Origin of the sequence: Bartonella tribocorum, assembly GCF_002777915.1 — a bacterium.
Lineage (GTDB): Bacteria > Pseudomonadota > Alphaproteobacteria > Rhizobiales > Rhizobiaceae > Bartonella > Bartonella tribocorum_A.
In genome coordinates this window covers 1-18,617 of the sequence record NZ_NJGE01000009.1, presented here as the reverse complement: position 1 = coordinate 18,617, position 18,617 = coordinate 1, and the positions used below count along the sequence as shown (strand labels likewise).

Annotated in this window: 8 protein-coding genes and 1 pseudogene; 2 read left to right on the top strand and 7 right to left on the bottom strand. The window is 36.5% G+C overall.

Going from position 1 to position 18,617, the window contains the following annotated elements; translation table 11 throughout:
• Positions 1–2,221 precede the first annotated feature (2,221 nt).
• A complete protein-coding gene (locus CER18_RS10260; RefSeq protein WP_210199633.1) occupies positions 2,222–2,662 on the bottom strand; it encodes a hypothetical protein in 441 nt (146 codons plus the stop codon).
• Positions 2,663–2,704: 42 nt separating this feature from the next.
• On the opposite strand from CER18_RS10260, the gene CER18_RS04795 reads away from it, so the two are divergent.
• Positions 2,705–3,109 carry a flagellar protein FlgN gene (locus tag CER18_RS04795; RefSeq protein WP_100128942.1) on the top strand — a complete coding sequence of 135 codons (405 nt, stop codon included), beginning with the start codon at positions 2,705–2,707 and terminating at the stop codon, positions 3,107–3,109.
• Between the two features lie 189 nt (positions 3,110–3,298).
• A complete protein-coding gene (locus tag CER18_RS10035; RefSeq protein WP_180299389.1) occupies positions 3,299–3,466 on the top strand; it encodes a hypothetical protein in 168 nt (55 codons plus the stop codon).
• A gap of 311 nt (positions 3,467–3,777) precedes the next feature.
• Here the strand turns inward: CER18_RS10035 and CER18_RS10710 are convergent, their stop codons facing one another.
• From CER18_RS10710 to CER18_RS04770, 6 genes and pseudogenes are all read right to left on the bottom strand, one after another.
• Positions 3,778–3,900 (bottom strand): hypothetical protein, encoded by a 123-nt coding sequence (locus tag CER18_RS10710; protein WP_280951571.1) that lies wholly within the window; start codon positions 3,898–3,900, stop codon positions 3,778–3,780.
• 599 nt (positions 3,901–4,499) lie between these two features.
• Positions 4,500–4,853, bottom strand: a pseudogene (locus tag CER18_RS04790) (helix-turn-helix domain-containing protein).
• A gap of 1,047 nt (positions 4,854–5,900) precedes the next feature.
• Positions 5,901–8,750 (bottom strand): autotransporter outer membrane beta-barrel domain-containing protein, encoded by a 2,850-nt coding sequence (locus CER18_RS04785; RefSeq protein WP_432417135.1) that lies wholly within the window; start codon positions 8,748–8,750, stop codon positions 5,901–5,903.
• A 951-nt stretch (positions 8,751–9,701) separates the two neighbouring features.
• Positions 9,702–11,855: an autotransporter outer membrane beta-barrel domain-containing protein gene (locus tag CER18_RS04780; RefSeq protein ID WP_100128940.1), complete on the bottom strand. Its 2,154-nt coding sequence runs from the start codon at positions 11,853–11,855 to the stop codon at positions 9,702–9,704.
• Positions 11,856–12,000: 145 nt separating this feature from the next.
• The gene (locus tag CER18_RS04775) at positions 12,001–14,427 is read right to left on the bottom strand and encodes an autotransporter outer membrane beta-barrel domain-containing protein (RefSeq protein WP_100128939.1); all 2,427 of its coding nucleotides are present in this window, start codon (positions 14,425–14,427) and stop codon (positions 12,001–12,003) included.
• Positions 14,428–14,966: 539 nt separating this feature from the next.
• A complete protein-coding gene (locus CER18_RS04770) occupies positions 14,967–17,435 on the bottom strand; it encodes an autotransporter outer membrane beta-barrel domain-containing protein (RefSeq protein ID WP_100128938.1) in 2,469 nt (822 codons plus the stop codon).
• Positions 17,436–18,617 lie beyond the last annotated feature (1,182 nt).

Genomic DNA, 18,617 nt, shown 5'->3' with positions numbered 1-18,617 from the left:
TAAAGACTATTGTGTTTAGACTGACACAATGATTTTACAGTATTTACGCGTGAAAATAGAATGATATTTATACTATGCGTATAAATATCTGACACGCATGCACTTTGTGAAAAGCCAACAAAGTTTGGAGGTTGTTGCCTTCTACTCATAGAACGTCGAAGAGGGGAAGGTTATTCTAAAAAAGATTATCATGCTTAAAGAGGGAATAAAAACGTTGAGTCTGATTGTAAAAAATGCTGAGATAAAGAGTAAAGAAGAGTTAGATGCAGCGGCTGGAATTGCTCTATGATTAATCTGCAGTGTTCAATTCTTTTGTGGATCTTAAATTTGAGGCGCTTCTATAGGAATTTTACAAAAAGGCTAAGAGATTATGCTTAGTATGTCTCTATGATAAGCATTAAAATGACAACAAAAGCATTGAGGGTGATAATCAAGGATGAATAAAACATCGCGGCTTTTATGAGATCAGCCATAAGAACCTCTTTTCTGTTCTTTGAGAGGTGATTTTATGAATAACGATATGTTACAACCTGTAATATATGCTGATACAATATATTCGGCAAGCTTAAAATCTTTTCTTTATTTATAAAGGCTTGAAGCGTTGGAGTCCCGTGAGTGCATAAAAAAGGAAAGCTTTAAAGTAAATATTGATTGATTTTATAGGTTTTTTATTGTGGAAACATATCCTGTGATGTCATGAAATACCGTTATTTATGGCGGTAATATAAGGTATGTAAGCTTTTTTKAAACGTTTCAGTGTCTTTTGTGTGCGATGAATATTTGTAAGCTTGTTTTTAGAGTTTTTCATTTAAGTGACTTATATAAGAAGAAAGTCAAGAGGGAACCCCGCTTAACAAAATTTCGGATTGTTTACAGAGCAGATCGAGTTAAGCTTTTTGTCCTTTAAGGCGTAGAAGGAGACAAGTCAGACATACTTTCTGATCGATTTCACTCCATAATAAAATTGGTTAGTGCTGGTATATTCTTGTACGAAGAAAGGAATGTTTCAAATGGAATATCCTTATGTTGCATGTTAAAGCGCTTGTCCTTAATGTTTCCTACAGCCCTTTGGAATCTTTGAGAGATTTCATCTGAAGCCTTTTCCTTTCAGGGTATTTTCGATATGTCAGGCTCTGTTTGTGATGCTAAGGAAATGATTTTAAGTAATTCAACCTAGAATAGATTTAAAATGCGATAATTTTACGATTTTTAAGTTTTTCATTAAGCATACAAAATAACAATAAATATTTCAGTATGATTATGAAAGAAAAGGCCTTCATTTAAAGAGGTGATGATGAGAAGAGGGAGGCGTAGAAATTGTGCCTTTATTATAAAATGATTGTTTCTATGTTTTTAGGTTAGGGGTGCATGTAAAACTGCGAGATTAAGAGCGGACCGTGTGTTATGACGTGAAATAATCGATGGGAAGATAAGTAAATTTTGAAAATAGCAAGGGGGAAAAGTTAAACGTTATTCCTTGATAATATTTTATTTATAAGGATAATTTAGCATTATTTAACTTAAATGAGAGCTTTGAGTACCGTAAGATTCTCTTACTTCAAGTCTTTTTATCTTAAATCAACCAAAACCATGTTTTTTGCGTATTACAAGCAGAGAGAGCTGTGCAGTGTGAAACTGTACAAGAAAGGCATACCTAATCGTCTCAAGTGCCAAGGGGGGGTAACATTAGGAGCTGAGTGTGTGATCGTGTCGGCTTGCTCTTTTATGAAACATAAAGATGGGGTGCTTAGAGGATTTTATACATTTCATGGGGGATTTATCATTGTACCCTTCATGGGGACCAGTGCGAAATGAAAATAAATTTGTGCGAAATGGGTTTTGAGGGCACTTAAGAGATTATTTCTTTAAAACAAGCGTGTGAATATATGATTGGGGTTGTGTTGAACGGATGGGTTAAGAAACGCTTGAAAAGGTTCAAAAAATCTTATATGGTTGTTCGTTGCAAAGAAAAGCGAATGATAATTGAAAAAGGGAGATTGATGGCTATTTAGCTATTTTAAGATGTCTTTTTTAATAGTGCTATATGGCTGATCTGTTCAAAAGAGCATTCTTTTTGTGTTTTGTATAAAATACTGCGTGTATGCAGAAAGAGCGTGGCATGAGGGTGTGTCTTTTTGAATGGGTGCAGAACTAATCTTGTAGGGTGCTATCTTATGGCGCTAGAGAGTATGCAGGTTTAGGTGCAGAGAAAGCCATAAAGTTATGGAGGGTAAGATGCTGCTATCGGTGAAATGCTGAAGTTCTTAATGAGCTTAAGTCTTTGTATGCTGCGAAATATGCTGCAAATTTTTTTGAGCAGGTGTTTTTTATTGCCAAGGGTATCGTCAGAGCGTTGTTGTTTTTTTGCTGAAGGCTTGGTGGTGAGGAAATGGGCGGTATAAAATAGGCAAGGCGAAATAGACGGAGAAAATTTGAAAGTTTCGATATTGCTGCGTCGAGATTTAAGTTTGTAGTGTTTTGGTGGATGAGTGTAGTAGCAATAATGGTTTTGGAGCAAAGCAAAAAATATTTCAGAGAATACGTTGAAAGTTGAAGTGGTACGCGCTTTTAAGGATTGTCGTGCTGTTGTTTGAGCGATATTCGCATCACGAGCTCGAGTAAGTGTATCAGCATTGAAGAAAAACTGTTTAATCTCCCTCATTTGAAAGCAAGATTGAACAATATGGTTGAAGGGGAAATAAAAATGTCTGTAGTACAATATGGTGATGATAGTTTTGCAGCAAAAGCAAAAGTTCTTGATAATAATCTTATTGATCGTGATTGGGCGATGACAAAGTTTGTTGCTGCTGTTAAAGGATTAGCCCAAGTAGTGGATTATGAAAGCAATATGCTAGAAAGCAGTGGTGTTCCAGATTACGAAGAGATAAATTTATGTAAAATACGTGGTTTGCGTGATCTTAATAAATCTATGAGCGATGTGAGACGCTACATGAATCAAGATATTGAGCATGAGGTTGAAAGTTTGCTGTCTGATTTACAAGAAAAATTACAGCGTAATAGTGAATTACTTCAAACGCATTTAAATGCAGTCAATAATCTTTCGCAAGCTATGCAACTATCTGGATTTGCAAAAGAATTAGAGGAATAATCTAAATTTGTTCATATCGGTTGTTCTACGTGATGATATGATGAGGTAGAGCATTGATTTGAACAAAGAGTTGTTTGTTGAATCTCTATGTTTTAAGTCCGTTTTTGTATTTAAATGGTCATTCTGCTATGTTGTAAAACAGAGTCTTTAAAACGGTCTCTTTTAAGCTGATGTGGAGTGCATGCGTCTATGGGCAGCCAAGTGGAAATGACTTTAAGAGAAAGCGGATTGTTTACAGGGCATTGTTTAAAGAGTGGGGTGATAGGGTGCTTTGTTTTTTCGTTTAGAGGTGCAAAAGAAGAGCATGGAGAGCTACCCATGATGTGTTATGCAACAGCTTCCTTTAAAGTGTGGTGATATAAAGTTTTACACATAAAGTCTTTTTAGTGTATTTTGTAGATATTGTCTGCTTCATTAAGCACTGTATTTTAAATAGCCAAGATCATTTCTTCATGGTTTTGTTTATTGCGTTTTTTACTGGGATCATATCTCTTATGCAAAACAGAACGATTCAAAAAATACACTTATTCTTCCCAATGTACGCACTTGATTTTAAAGAAATATTTCTCAAGGCTTGTCACATCCATTTTACAACAATGCCCATTTTGCGACAGCGGCTGTAATGTAACTTTTAATGGGGGAATATCCTTTACGCAAAATAGCATATTTCAAACGGAATATACTTGGGTTGTCAATTCATGTGCTTGTTTTAAAGAAAGATTTTCAAGGTAAGCCTGTTTGGCAACAGCGCCTTTAATGCGATGGCATTCGTAAAGGTATAAAGTTCTCATGGGAATAATATAAAATCTATAGAACACTCCTCTCTTTATAAAGGAGCAAATTGGCATTGCCATATTTTTTAGAAATGTCATACACCTTGCCAGTTTTCAATGTTGCGATAGCTTTTGGTCCTTTTTATTTTTTTACTCTGCAGCACTCTTGCTTGTGTGTGAAGACAAGAGATTTTGATTGATTTATCAATATGAGAGAATTTTACACTATTTGGTATTAAAGTTGAAAAAAGATAATTTATCATGATAAATCAATATATTATTTATTTAAGCAAATGATAAGTGAAAATACGTTAGGAGATGCATTTACAGGCGTGGTTATGAGTTAGAATCCGCTAGATGAGGATTTGGACTGTTTATAGATCTAAGAGGGAGTTAAGAAGAAAAAAGAACGCTATTGTCATGGTGCGTTTTAAGACCTTTTCAGGAATATTTATGAAGAGCATAAAACCATATGAAGAGAAAGTGTTGGGCTCCATATCATATAAAATCAGCCAAGTAAGATTTTCTAAAAAACAAGTTGTTTATAGATTGTAGGGCTTTGTTCTTAGAATAGACAAGCAGATTAAAGTATAGAGATCATTTAAAACATTTTAATTTTAATCACAAATTAAATTTAAAATGGCTTTTTGTTTGACAGATGTCAGGATTCTAAAATTTTTTAAAAGCAGAAATTCCTCTTTGTTTGGTGCTATTTCATTCATAATGATACGAGGCATTTTCTTTTGTGATGATATCAGTGTAAAAAAAGGCGATAGGAGCATTCAAAATCTTGGAAATTTCCTTTAAATGTCCTGTGCTTACGCGATTTAAGCCTTTTTCATACTTTTGAATGTGTTGAAAAGTGACACCTAAACGGTGCCCTAATGTTTTTTGAGACATTCCCAAAATTTTTGCCTCAAGCGAATCTTTTTGCCAACAAAAAGATCAATATGAAGATTTTGAGTTTGCATTTTCCCCTCCGGTTGCGAGCGCCCTCTTATGCGTATTCCAGGAGTAACAAGCACTGACCTCGATCAGCTTTTCGCTTTTAGTGCGCAGATGCACTTGGACATAGCAAAAACTCCCGGAATTTCAGGATACTCACAGAGTGGGGTAAATCTACCTATCGAGGTTTCGAGCTTGTTTTCCCTATTGGTCGTTGTGTATAAGACCAAAACACCTCCTTTAATGCGTAAAGTAATTTTAAGAGATTGGCAATAAAAATACTTTTTCTTGAAACAGATAGATTTTTTTAATGAGAAATTGTTTGCCTTTCAAATTTTGAATATTCGCTTACTAAACTTATGTTCTCAGATTTTCTTTTCACACATAAAAAGACTTGGTTGTTAAGCTCAAGGCATCTTTCTTACGGTGCTGTTTTTAATCAATACCAAAATGGCTTGTTTTGCTCTTTTGATGCAACGGAGATATCACAATGATAGGGGAGAGTTTTCATTGAGGGAACACGCCCCATGCAAAACAAAATATTTAAAACAGAATAGATTTGTTGTTGCCAATTTATGGGCTTGTTTTAAAGAGATCTTTCTCTGTGTTAGTGCTTGTTTCACGATGGTGTTTCGTGAATAGGAAAGGCGGCTTTGTGAAGTGTACAAAGCTTCTATGAGTGGTACAAAAGAATCGCACAAAGATTGCTATTTTTTGCATATGAAGAGAGCAATCTGGTATCATTTCATTATTCTATAACAATTTTCAACATTGAGAGGCTTCTTGCGTTATGGTTCATAAGAAGCATTTTTACACCTTTCTTAAATTATTTTTATTCACACACTAACGTTTCCGTTTGTGATGTGCAAGCGAATGTTTTTTTAAGATGAACCGTTTGGAAATGAGAGAATGCGATGGTATTCAGTTTTTTATGCAATAGGTAAAAATATTATAAATCAATATATTATTTGATGAAATAATGACTTTTGAGAATTTTAAAAATATAAGTTTAAATAAAAAAGCAGCACGTTGTGCTGCCCTTTTATTTTATTTAAGCTAAAAGTTTTTTTGCTTTAAAAACGATACTGTATTCCGCCGGATACACTGGTCCCCGATACACCAGCCTTTTGCAGTTTTTGCCGATAGCTAATATCGCCGTTTAGCATGACATTTTCAGAAAGATAGGCACTTACACCCATGCCGCCCTCAATTGAAGAGCCGGTAGGATCAAGAGCAAAGGTATCAGCGATTTTTATTGTTTTACCATCACCAAAAGTTCTGATAACATTCATTTTACCGTAGAAGGAAACTGCCTTGTTTTCTTCAAGAGTGGTTACCCTTTTTGTTAAACGTCCACCAAAACGGACCAGCCATTGATGCGGATTGCCCATGTCTACTCTTAAGCCATTGGCATCTGAGAAAATATCAAACATGAGATTTTGATAAATGAGTTGCACTTGTGGTTCAAAAACCAGTCCTTTTGTATTGGTTGCTAATTTCTGACCAAGGGTTGCTGATAGATTAAGGATTTCAGTTCCATCCAATTTTGCAGCATTTCCAACAAGAGCTGTGGTAATATTTCCTTTTAAAGTTCCGTAAGAAAGAAGGGCGTTGACATATAGACCATTGCTATGCTGGATGCTGCTATAAGCGGTGAGCGACCATTTATCAAGGGCTGTCTTTTCAGAATCTTGCATCTCTTTTGGCGTAAAGGCAAGTTTTCCGTAGGTTCCTAAAAGACCAAAATGTGTGCTTATGTCTTTGCTTTCCAAGGTGGCCAATATGACTCCCAATAGTAAAGCGCTATAGTTTACATCAGCTTCATAACCATAACGCAGTGGGCCGCGCTTGGAAGATAAGGTGACTTTCTCGCCGTATGAAGAGAAAAAGAGATTATTCTTTTTATTATCTCTTACGTCAAATACTGTTGTTCGTATAGTAGCCAACAACGCGTTTTGGTTGTTTACATCAGTAAATCCAGAAGAAAATAAAGTATTAGGCAGAGTTAAATAGTTTGCCACTTGTGGTAAAAGTGCTCGAACTTTTTTATCCTTATCAAGGTAGGCATTCTGTAAACGGAAATCCCAGAAATTATTATTTTTTCCCAAAAGATTTTGGCTCTCATGAGATGTTCCAGGTTTATAGCTTGTGAGCACATATTTATAAGGTCGCCCACCTATTGTCATATAGTTTCCTGCTAACTTGAAGGAATTTTCGTTTGCTTGTCCAGAAACTTGAATGATTGAAATGCCATGTGTCCCTAAAGGGAGTGACGCCATGTGTTTTTCCCAAACAGCAGAGCTATCCGTTATTTTTTCATCTGTTTCTTGGAGATTGATGTGAACAACAGTGCTTCCTACGACATCACCATTAATCACAATACGATCGGTTTGTTGTTCGGTGACAGAAGAATGTTCGCTCCATCGAGTATTTAGATAAATTTCTGCAGCACCTGTTGCACTATAAACTGCTGCTGTGTGAGCTGTTTCGTCTTCTTGCGAAAGATTAGGTCCTATAAACAAAGTTTGGTAATGCCCCCCCATGGGCTTCTCAAACATGATGGCGCTGTTTGTAAGGCGCAATTCAGAAAGATTAGAGAATGATTTTTCATCAAGAACAAACTGTCTATAGTCATCTAAAACAGTATCATCATCTGAGACACTATCATTATTTACAGCGTTTTTATTTGGCTTTAAGAGCCATTTCGTCCCTTCTCTTAGATCAAAAACTGTTCTACTATCTTTAGAAGTTCTTACTCGACCTTCTAAAGAAGAGCGATCTGCAACCAGTGTAAGGATGTTTGATGATCTGCTTTCGTGTTTTATATTTTTTAATAAAACATCGGAATGAATTTTTGAATTTTTAAGGCTGACGATACCGTTTATGTTTGTTCCATAAAGGTTGATACCAACCCCGTGGTCAACGAAAAGCCTTGTATTGTCTAAATTTACTTTACTGGCAATATCTTGTTCTTGAGCGACGTTGGTATTTCTTTCAGCATTGCGTGGATATCGTTTTTGAGGTGTACGATATGAATTATCACGGAAAATAATACCACCCACTTCAGACTCTCCTGTGACATGGATGCTTGAGTTTTTAAGATTGATTGTGCCTCCTATGTTGAGCAAACCAACTGTTTCTGCTGTTACCGTAATATCTGTGGCATCAATTTCCCCACCATTTGATACACCTAGTGCAATAAAACCTGCATCAACGGTTTCTCCACTCATTTGGATTTTTGAATTATTCCCCTCTGCGTATACAGCGCTCCATCTGTTTTGATCTTTTTTGTTATGCAAATTTACAGTTTCACCGTTTTTAGACTCAGCTCTAGCACTTATATCTTCGATTGGTGCAGATTTTTCAGGCTGTGTTACGGGAGATATTGGCTGTGAAAGCTCTGATTTTTCAGCTTCTCCTCTGACAAACATTGACCGTGCAAGCTTTAATTCTCGAGGTATCGGTGATTGCCCTGTTGTTGGTCTTGTAAGTTCCGGACTTGTAGGGACAGAGTTTGCAGATCTTAACCGTAAATCAGATGCTGATTGTGTTGCTTCTGACTGTGAAGATACAGCAGAATCCGCGGGTGTTTTTTCACTGGAAGAGTTTTCGGAAGAAGAAGGGACACCTGAACGTTTTCTCGATTTTACTGTTGTTGAATCCGTCTCTGTTGTTAGAGACACCTCTTTCGTTGGCGGTTGTGTAATAGGAGTGCCTTGTGTGGCGGTAGGTTTAGACTGTACAGTTTTTATCGCTTCAGTCTTTGATGCCTGTGTATCTTCTTGATTAGGTTCAGGCTTTTGTTCTGCGGGAGAAGTCGTATTTTCACTTCTTAAATTTGAGGATAGCGCTTTTCCTTTAGAATTTTGAGAAGAAGCCTCGGACCTTTCTGTGTTTTTAGAGGGCGTTTCAGGTTTTGTAATTGTTTTAGGTTCAGAAGCACCTGTAGGGGTTTTAGGCTTTATAGGCTGTCCAGATGGTTGGGTGCGTGCTAAAGAATGCGCCGTTTCCTCAGTAGAGTTTTTACCGCTTTTTGAATTTTCTCCCTTTTGCGCTTGAGGCTTTATAATACTCGCAGTTGAATCACCATGTGGATTAATAAAAAGACTAAACACATCTTTTACGGGACCACGAAAGGCTTGATATAATTCTCTTCCAACACTTAGTGATTGCTCAGATGTTTGAGGGCGTGCTGAAGAACGCGCCGTTTCCTGAGTAGAGGTTTCACTGCTTCTTGATTTTTTTTCACTTTGCTCTTGGGGCTTTTTTTGCGCTTGGAGCTTCATAGTATTTGCAGTTGAATCACCACGTGGATTAATAAGAAAATCAATTGCACCTTTTAGAGGACTACTCAAGGCTTGATACAATTCTTTTCCAACACTTCCTTCAGTAGAGCTTGTACTGCTGCTCAAATTTTTTCCATTTTGCGCTTGGGGTTGAGAAGGAGACGTTGCAGGTTTAGAAGGTATTTCAGAACTAGATGCTTTAAGTTGCGCAGATACATTAGGTGTTGAAGGCGAAGAGGAGGAGCTAGGTAGAGAAGTTACCTTCTTTCCATTAGTTGAATTACTAGGTGAATCGACAAAGAAGCTCAATGTATTTATTAGGGAAGTACTAAGGGTTTGATACAATTCTTCTCCAATATCTGGTGACGTTCCCGTATGAACAGCATAAGATAAGCTGGTGGAAGAATAAAACAGCACGCTAGAAATTGTATATAGTAAAACATTTTTTTTCATATGGATATACTCCTCAATATTTTTTCTCTCATAGAATATAAAATTTTGACATCATTATGTCATTTTGTTTCTTCTGTAATAAACAAAACGACATAATGATAGCACTTTATATTTCAAAATAGAATACAAGTATTTTTAAAAGTGATAGCGCATTCCAGCGGAAACATTTATTCCAGAGATACCAATTTTTTTGAATTTATGTTGATAGCTGAGATCACTATGAAGCTCGATATTTTGCGATAAATATGCGTGAATACCGAAACCACCTTCAACTAAAGATCCCATAGCAGCAAGCTGAAAATTCTTACTAAAAGTTTTTATCAGGTTCAGTTTGCCGTAGAAGGAAAGGGCATGGCCTTTGTTTTGCGTTAAACGCCCACCAATACGAAGCAACCATTGATCAGGTTTGCTTATGTCTATTTTAGAGGTATCCTCATCTGAGGAAGAACTATCATTGGAAGAAGAGTTGTTATCTGAGGAAGAGCCAAGCATGAGACGCTGATAAACAAGCTGCGCTTGTGGCTCTAGGATGACACCTTCAAAACTGGTTGATAGTTTTTGACCAACAGTTGCAGCGGCCCCTAATGTTTTACTATTATTTATTTGGGGGCTACCTTCGATGAAATTTTTGCTCATATTTTCTTTAAAAATTCCATAAGAGAGAAATGCACTTGCATAGATGCCACTGTCATGCTGAATGTTTCCATATGCGGTAAGTGACCATTTATCAAACATCTTCTTATGAAAGTTTTCTGCATTTTTAGGAGCAAAAAACAATTTCCCATATGTTCCGAAAAAACCAAAATTGGTGCTGATATTCTGGTCTTTTCGCGCGATTAATGTTGCTCCTGCTTGCAATGCAGCATAGCGAATATCTGCACGAATATTTGCGTGGATGCCCTCTTCTTCTGCTTGAACACTTTCTTGTTTTTTTTGAATACTATCTTGTTCTGTTTGAGCGCTCTCTTGTTTTGAATGAATGCGGGAGAAAAACGTGTTTTTATTACCATAAGTGGATAAAAAAATGCTTCTCTCTTGATAGTCTTTGGGTTCAAACATTGTTATTTGCATATTGTCTAACAAGGTGTTTTGATTGTTGACATCAGCAACTCCAACAGCAAACATCGCGATAGGCATAACTAAAGAGTTTTCTATCTGTGGTGTTAGCGTTTTGCTATTTTCTATTCCATCAAGAGAAGAAGTTGCAGTTGCTTTATCATCTGTAAGTTGAGACGTGCTCTTAGCGTTAGTGGTGGAGGTGTTATCAATCTTTGAGGGTGATTTCAAATGAGCTTCTGCAGACGGGTTAAGAGCTGTTTTTGATGCTGAGGAAGCTGGGTTCGCTTTAAGTTTTACATCAGATTGTGTATTTTTATTTATCCCAAGCTGTGTAATTCCACGATCTGTTCTTAAGGATGTATTTTCTTTGTGTTGTGAAATAACATCAGCGGATGGTAATTTATCACTGACGCGTTCTTGTATTGTGTTGGAATCAATAATAGAGTGTTTATTCTTTTCAGATGGAGGAGGGGATGTTTCTTCTTTTCTCTCCACGTTTGTTATTTCATCGTTGTTTAAAGTATCGAGTACTGCTTTACGTAAAGTATTAGAAAGTTCCTTGTTTTGTCCTTGTAAAGCACTATCCATTTTTGCTGCTTTATGTAATATTTCTGCTTTATTTTGCAGTTTATTCCATTCGTGATTGTCTTGTGTTGTCCATTGTTGGCGCGCGGTATTAACACGTTGTTGGTTATCAGCTTCAAGGATTGCTGCTGCCTTTGCAGCATCAGAAACTGCTTTGTCGTAACCCCGTAATAAATTTGCTGCCTGTATCAACCGGTTTTGTCGTAAGTGGTCAAGCTGCGCCTTGGCTTTCATCATGTGTTGCAGGTTTTGATTATATTGGTTTGCCATAGCTTGGGTACGTATATTATCCATTTCACGCGCCAACACTTCCGTATGCGCACCAGATCCATAACGACCTGCACCTGCAAAAGAGCTGTTAATTGTATCTCTCACATTATCCATCGAGTTTTGAAGTGCTTGCTTGAAGTGCGAATTATCTCCCATCATGGCGCCAGAGGCTATTTTCTCAAGATTTTTTTCTGCTTGTGTTGGTGTGTTTATTAAATCAATGGCATGGCGATATTGTTGAGGTAATTTGACAATTTCTTCAAGAGCATGGCGTGCTTCAGAGCTTAGGCTAGAGGCGGTACTGGTAGACGTGAAAGTAAAAGAAGAAAAAAACAAAGCACAAGCGGCTGTACATAACAAAAGATTTCTACGCATAGAAATATTCCCTAAGATACTTTATTTTTTTTGATAAAAAATGAATACTCTTTGATACATTACGTTTTTTTGTAATGTATCAAACATAGGCAGCACTGCTTACATTTCAGTGCTGCTTATATGTCAAAAGAGAAAGCTAAAATTGTTAAAAGCGATAACGCATTCCACCAGAAAAATTAATTCCAGAGAATCCAGCTTTTTGGAGCTTATGTTGATAATTAACATCAGCATGAAGTGCTATATTTTTGGAAAGTTGCGCGTTAATACCAAGCCCACCTTCAAGGGAAGAGCCTATAGAATCGAGATGGAAAGATTCAACAATATCGATCGTGCCTTTCTCAGCAAAAGCTTTGATGACGTTCAGTTTACCATAAACTGAAAGAACACGATCGTTTTCAACAGGGAGCATTGTTTTCGTTAAACGCCCTCCAATACGGACCAACCATTGATGGGGGGATTTTATATCAACCTGGAAGCCATCGATATCTGAAAGTGTGCCAAATGCAATATGTTGATAAATTAATTGCGCCTGCGGTTCAAAAGCCAACCCTTCAACACTGGTTGCGAGTTTTTGTCCAACGGTCGCCGATATATTTAATGTATCCGTATTTTTTAACTCTGCGGTGTTACCGATAAGGGCTGTTGTAATATGTCCGTTAAAAATACCGTAAGAGAACAGTGCATTAACATAAAGACCATTGTCATGATGGAGGTTACCATAAGCTGTAAAGGACCATTTATCCACTATGCTTTTGTCAGAACCCTCCATATCCTTTGGTGTAAAAGCGATCTTTCCATATGTGCCTAAAAGACCAAAGTTCGCGGTAATGTTTTGTTTTTCTAACGTTGCTAATGTCATGCCTGTTTGTAAAGCAGCATAGCGAACATCCGCACCATAACCATATTCTAATGGACTACGGTTGGAAGATAATGTCACCTTATTGCCATAGGTTGATAAAAAGATCCCTCTTTTTTTATGACCTTCTAGTCCAAAAACTGTTGCGTGCATATTATCTAACAGTGCATTCTGATTGCTTACATCAGAAAGTCCAGTGGAGAATAGTGCATTACTCATAACTAAATAGCTTGCCATTTGGGGAACAAGAGCTTTGATCTTTCCCTCTTCATCGAGAGTCGCACTTTGCAAGCGAAAATCCCAGAAATTTTCATTTTCTTCCAAAGAAACTTGTTCGTTATTTTCTTTTTTAGAGGATGATGCATTGGTATTTTGCACATCTTCCACTTTTGATTCTTGTAATGTTCTGCTTAAATGACTTTGTGTCTTATCGGCTTTCCCATGGCTGGAGGTTGGCCCATAGCCTTTGAGTATATATTTATAAGGTAAGCCCTCCATTGTGGTATAGCCATGGGCAAGCTTGAAAGAATCTTCATTGGCTTGTCCAGAAACTTGAATGAGTGAGAGCCCACGCATATTCAAAGAAATTGGATCTTCTGCTTTTTCATTATCGAATGGTTCTGTAGGCTTTGAAAGATTGTTGAAATAGATCGTTGTGGTGCCTGAAACATCACCACGAACGAGAACACGATCCGTTTTTTGTTGTTCTTTTGTAAGACCATTGCTCCATTCTGTATTAAAGTAAATCCTTGCGTCGCCCATTGCATTGTAAACGGCTGTTGTATCAGAGCTTCTGTCTTGTTTTGTTTTTTGTGGATGTCTTCCCACATTTAAGGTTTGATAATGGTTTTCTACTAAATCATGCAGGGCATTAAATATGATAGAGCTATTATTAAGGTTTAAGACTGAAACGAGGGATTGTGCTCGTTGTTTAATGTCAATGAGTTTATACGAATCAGAAGAGCTGTATTCATCTTCTACTTCAAATGGACTAATTTTTAAGTGCCACTTGCTGCCATTGTTCAGCGTAAAAACTGTCGTATTTTCAGTAAAAGTTTTTACTTTTCCTTCCATAATTGAATCGTTCGCAGTTAATACGAGTGTCTTAGGCTTAGGATCCTCCGTTACGCTTTTATTCTTCAACAACATATCAGCACGAATTTCTGAATTTTTAAGAAAAACCTCAGCAACAGATTTTGAGGAGAATGGTCCCGCAATAGCAATACCATCTGTCATTAGGAGTTTTGTATTGGTAAGAATCGCCTTATTGATGACTTTTTCTCCCTCTTTTACGTAAGAATCCGAGATGTAGTCAAAACGAATACCATAATTTTTATGATGTCCTGCGACGGTTATAATTGAATTTTCAACATGGATTGTCCCGTTGGCAATTTCTAAACCATGCGTTCCTGCTTTTCCCACAATATCTTTAGCGTGAATGCGTGCACCCTTTACAGCAGAAAGCAAAACGCTATTGGAATGCATTGTTGAGTTTTTAATGGTAATAAAGGCTTTGTCATCAGCGACCACTGCTGTATAATTACTGCGGATAAAAATATTTTTAAAGGTTTTTTCTTCTCCTGCCTTATCCGCGCGAACCGTGCTCATTATAGAGGGTTGTGTATTTGCATAAGTTGAACCGAAATGAGAAAAAATGAAAGTTCCAGCAATTGTACATAACAAAAGATTTTTCTTATAAATAGATTTCTTACACATAGATATGCCTTTAGTATTGGTATGTCTTTGATGCTTACTTCATTCCCCTAATGGCGCAAGTACTCTAGCAATCTTTATATCATTATGTTTTTTATGTAAAGAACAAAACGAAATATTGTGTGGTTCTCTATAGTTTGAAGATTTGCTTTGGGAACACTTTTGATCTGGTAATGTAAATCAGTGAAAAAAACATTCCCAAAAAACATAGATTGAGTAAATCCATGTTCAAAAAATGCTATGAATTCACATTTATTGAATAGAGCTTATTATCTTGAAAGTTTTGCAGAATTGAGATGAAAGATATGTTATTACGCTTGTAAAAAACTTTGAGTAGATTTTTTCTGTATAAAGAATAAGTAATTTGTTATGCTGTCTAAATGTAACTAAATATTTTCAATATAACTAAAAAAGCCAAAATATTTTTTTGATAAACACTTAATAATTTTCCAGCAGATGGAGCTTTTTGTGATTTACAAAATTAAGCAACGCTGTTTATGTTTCAGCGCTGCTTATATCTTTAAAATAATGATCAGAGATTTTTAAAAGCGGTAACGCATTCCACCAGAAACATTTATTCCAGATATACCTGCGTTTTGAAGCTTTTGTTGATAATTAACATCAGCATAAAAGCCGATATTTTGTGATAATTGTGCGTTCACACCAAGTCCACCTTCAAGGGCGGTCCCCATAGAATCAAGATGGAAAGTATCTCCAATCTGTATAGTGTTATTATTGGAAAAAGCTTTAACAACATTTAATTTACCATAGAAAGAAACAGCATAATCGTTCTCAGCAGGAACTGTTGTTTGCGTTAAACGTCCACCAACACGCACCAACCATTGATGAGGGGTCCCCATATTGACGTTAAAACCATCAGCATCTGAAAGAGTGCCAAACGCAACATGTTGATAAATAAATTGTGCTTGGGGTTCAAAAACCAATCTTTTAGCGCTGGTTGCAAGTTTTTGGCTAATGGTAACAGATGTACTGAATGTATCAGCGTTCGTTAATTCTGCCGTCTTTCCTATAAGAGCTGTGGTAACATTTCCCTTGAGGATTCCATAAGAGAAGAATGTATTGATGTAGAGGCCATTATTATGACGGAAGCTACCATATGCTGCAAGAGACCATTTATCCAATACACTCTTATCAGCGCCTTCCATATCTTTTGGTGTGAAGGACAGCTTCCCATATGTACCAAAAAGACCAAAATTCACGGCGATGTTTTGTTCTTCTAGTGTTGCTAATAGAACGCCTGCTTGTAAGGCAGCATAGTGAATATCAGCACCATAGCCATATTGCAATGGAGTGCGGCTAGAGGATAGTGTCGTCTTATTACCATAAGAAGATAAAGAGAGCCCTTTATTTTTATGGTTTTTTGTTTTCAAGGCTGTTGTCCGCATATTGTCTAACAATGTATTTTGATTGCTTACATCAGCAAGTCCTGTGGAGAATACAGCGTTGGACATTACCAAATAGCTTGCAACTTGAGGAACAAGGGCTCTGATCTTTCCTTCATTATCAAGTGTGGCATTTTGCAAGCGAAAATCCCAAAAATCCTCACTTTGTGCATCTTTTTCATTTTTGGCGACTCCTTCAAGGGCATCCTTCCCGCTAGTATCCTTTTTTATAACGTAGCTTGTGAAGTCTTTAAGGGTGTTTTCTTCAGATTCCTGAGATATCTTTCCTAAGAGGCTTTGTGTGCTCTCTGCTTTTCCACGACTTGAGGTTGGTCCATAAGCGTTGAGTACATATTGATAAGGCAATCCCGCCATTGTGACGTAACCATTTACCAGTTTGAAGGATGTTTCACTTGCTTCTCCAGATACTTGAATGAGTGAAAGTCCCCGTGCATTTAAAGGAAGGGAATCCTCAGTCTCTGTTTTTTTATTGTTTGAAAGAGTATTAAAATAAATTGTAGTGGTGCCTGATACATTTCCGTGAACAAGAAGGCGGTCAGTTTTTTGTTGTTCTGTTTCTAAACCATCACTCCACTCGCTATTGAAATAAATCCTTGCATCACCTGTTGCATGATAGGTCGTTTCTACAGTAGGGACCATATTGTCTCGTGATTTATAAACTTCAGCGGTTTTCCCTACACTCAAAATTTGATACTGCTCCTTTCCCAAAGCAGGTGCTACATTAGCAGATGGTGCGTTAAATATAATAGAGCTATTATTAAGGTTTAGTACTGAAACAGTAGAAAGAGCTCGTTGTTTAAGGTCACTAAGATCAAAATTAAAGGTATTAAAATCAGTGTCTGAGTCCTCTTGACTGACTTTTAAGTACCATTTGCTGTTATTGATCAGAGAGAGAGATGTTGTGTTTATTTTTAAGGTTCTTGCTCTTCCTTCTAGAATCGAATTGTTAGCGGTTAATGTAAGAGAGACAGGAAGAGTATCGTCGTCATAATATTTACGTTTGGTTTTGTTTCTTAATAAAACATCTGCCCGAATTTCCGAATCTTTAAGGGAAATCTCAGCAACAGATTTTGAGTCATAAGGCCCCCGAATACCGACACCATCTTTCACAAGAAGTTTGCTTTTGGTAAGACTAACCTTATTGATAACATTTTCACCCTCTTTTACCTCACGCTTTGGGGGTTCATAAAGAACGATACCACCCCCTCCACTTTTTTGAACAGTTATGACTGAATCTTCAATATTGATTATACCGTTTTTAGTTTCTAAACCTTTGTATATTGAATTCGCATCAATTCCTTTAGCGTGAATTTGACCACCTTTTGATACGGAAAAAGCGGCTGATTCTGTGTGTATTGTTGAGTTTGTAATTGTAGCAATCGCTTTTTCAGCCGCAGACACTCCAGTTTTTTTATTGCGGATAAAAACATTATTAAGAGTCTTTTTCTCTTCTTTTTCTAGCTTAAACTCATCAATAATTTTATGAGGTTGTGTATTTGCATAAATTGAACCGAAATGAGAAAAAATGAAAGTTCCAGCAATTGTACATAACAAAAGATTTTTCTTATAAATAGATTTCTTACACATAGATATGCCTTTAGTCTTGATATGTCTTTGATGCTTACTTCATTCCCCTGATGGCGCAAGTACTCCAGCGATCTTTATATCATTATGTTTTTTATGTAAAGATCAAAACGAAATATTATGTGGTGTTCTATAGTTTGAAGATTTGCTTCAGAAAAGCTTTTTTCATGATCATAAAAAGCAATGAAATAATGAAACAATGGATTTCATAAAACCTAGCTTGGTCAGTTTTTGCTAAAGCCATGATGATGCACGTTATAAAAGAAGCATGATCTTTAAAATTGTCTCTTCAGGATAATCGTTATAAAAGCTGTATAGCGTTGAGATGGATTGTTTTCGGCACTCAGAAAAATTTCTGTCAATTTTCTCTGCTATAGGAGAAAATCTGCTATAAATATAAAAGGGGATATTCATGGGTTTTCTTCAAAGAGATCTTTTTAAGGCACCAAAGCTTATTTTCTTGAAGCAGTACGGCTATTTTGTGACGGCGCTCATAAATAGTATAACGGTAAATCCATCGAGACTTCCATCTTTATGCTTGTGAAGGTGCAATTCGGCACTTTTATACTTTGATATAAAGAGCAAACCCATCATACACTTCGCTAGCCTCAAAAGCTGTGATAGCCTTTGATCTTTGAGACGGTTCATGAAAAGGCAGTTTTAGTCTTTCTTAATAGTCTTTATCCACATGGTCCACCCGCTTGTAACGTAACAAGAGATAGGGGTGATTGATTCAACATGGAACAGGTTTGAAATGAGCGAATCCTACGGTACTCGGGGTACTCATTCAATAGGCAAAATGGTGAATACTCTTTATAAATCAATGAATTGCTTTAGATTTATAATAATCATGCTCTTCAGTAATTCGATGATGCTGTTCTTTTTTTCAGTTTTTACAGCCGTGGAAGCATTTTTAGGGACAGCATTTTGGGGTTCTATTCTCTCTTTATTGTTCAATATTCGTTGATAATTTTTTATCATTCTTTGCATCAGGTGTCTTATAAGTTTCGTTGGATATGTTTTTTGCACCAAAAATTTTAAGGGATTTAGTTTCTGTATTATAGGTCAAAAATAGTAAAATTTTTATAGCTTCTGTGTAGGATAGAATATTTTTTAGCTAGAAATTTTTCTTATTTTCTATTTGTTATTAAAAAATAATAATATATAATTTTATCTATAACTATA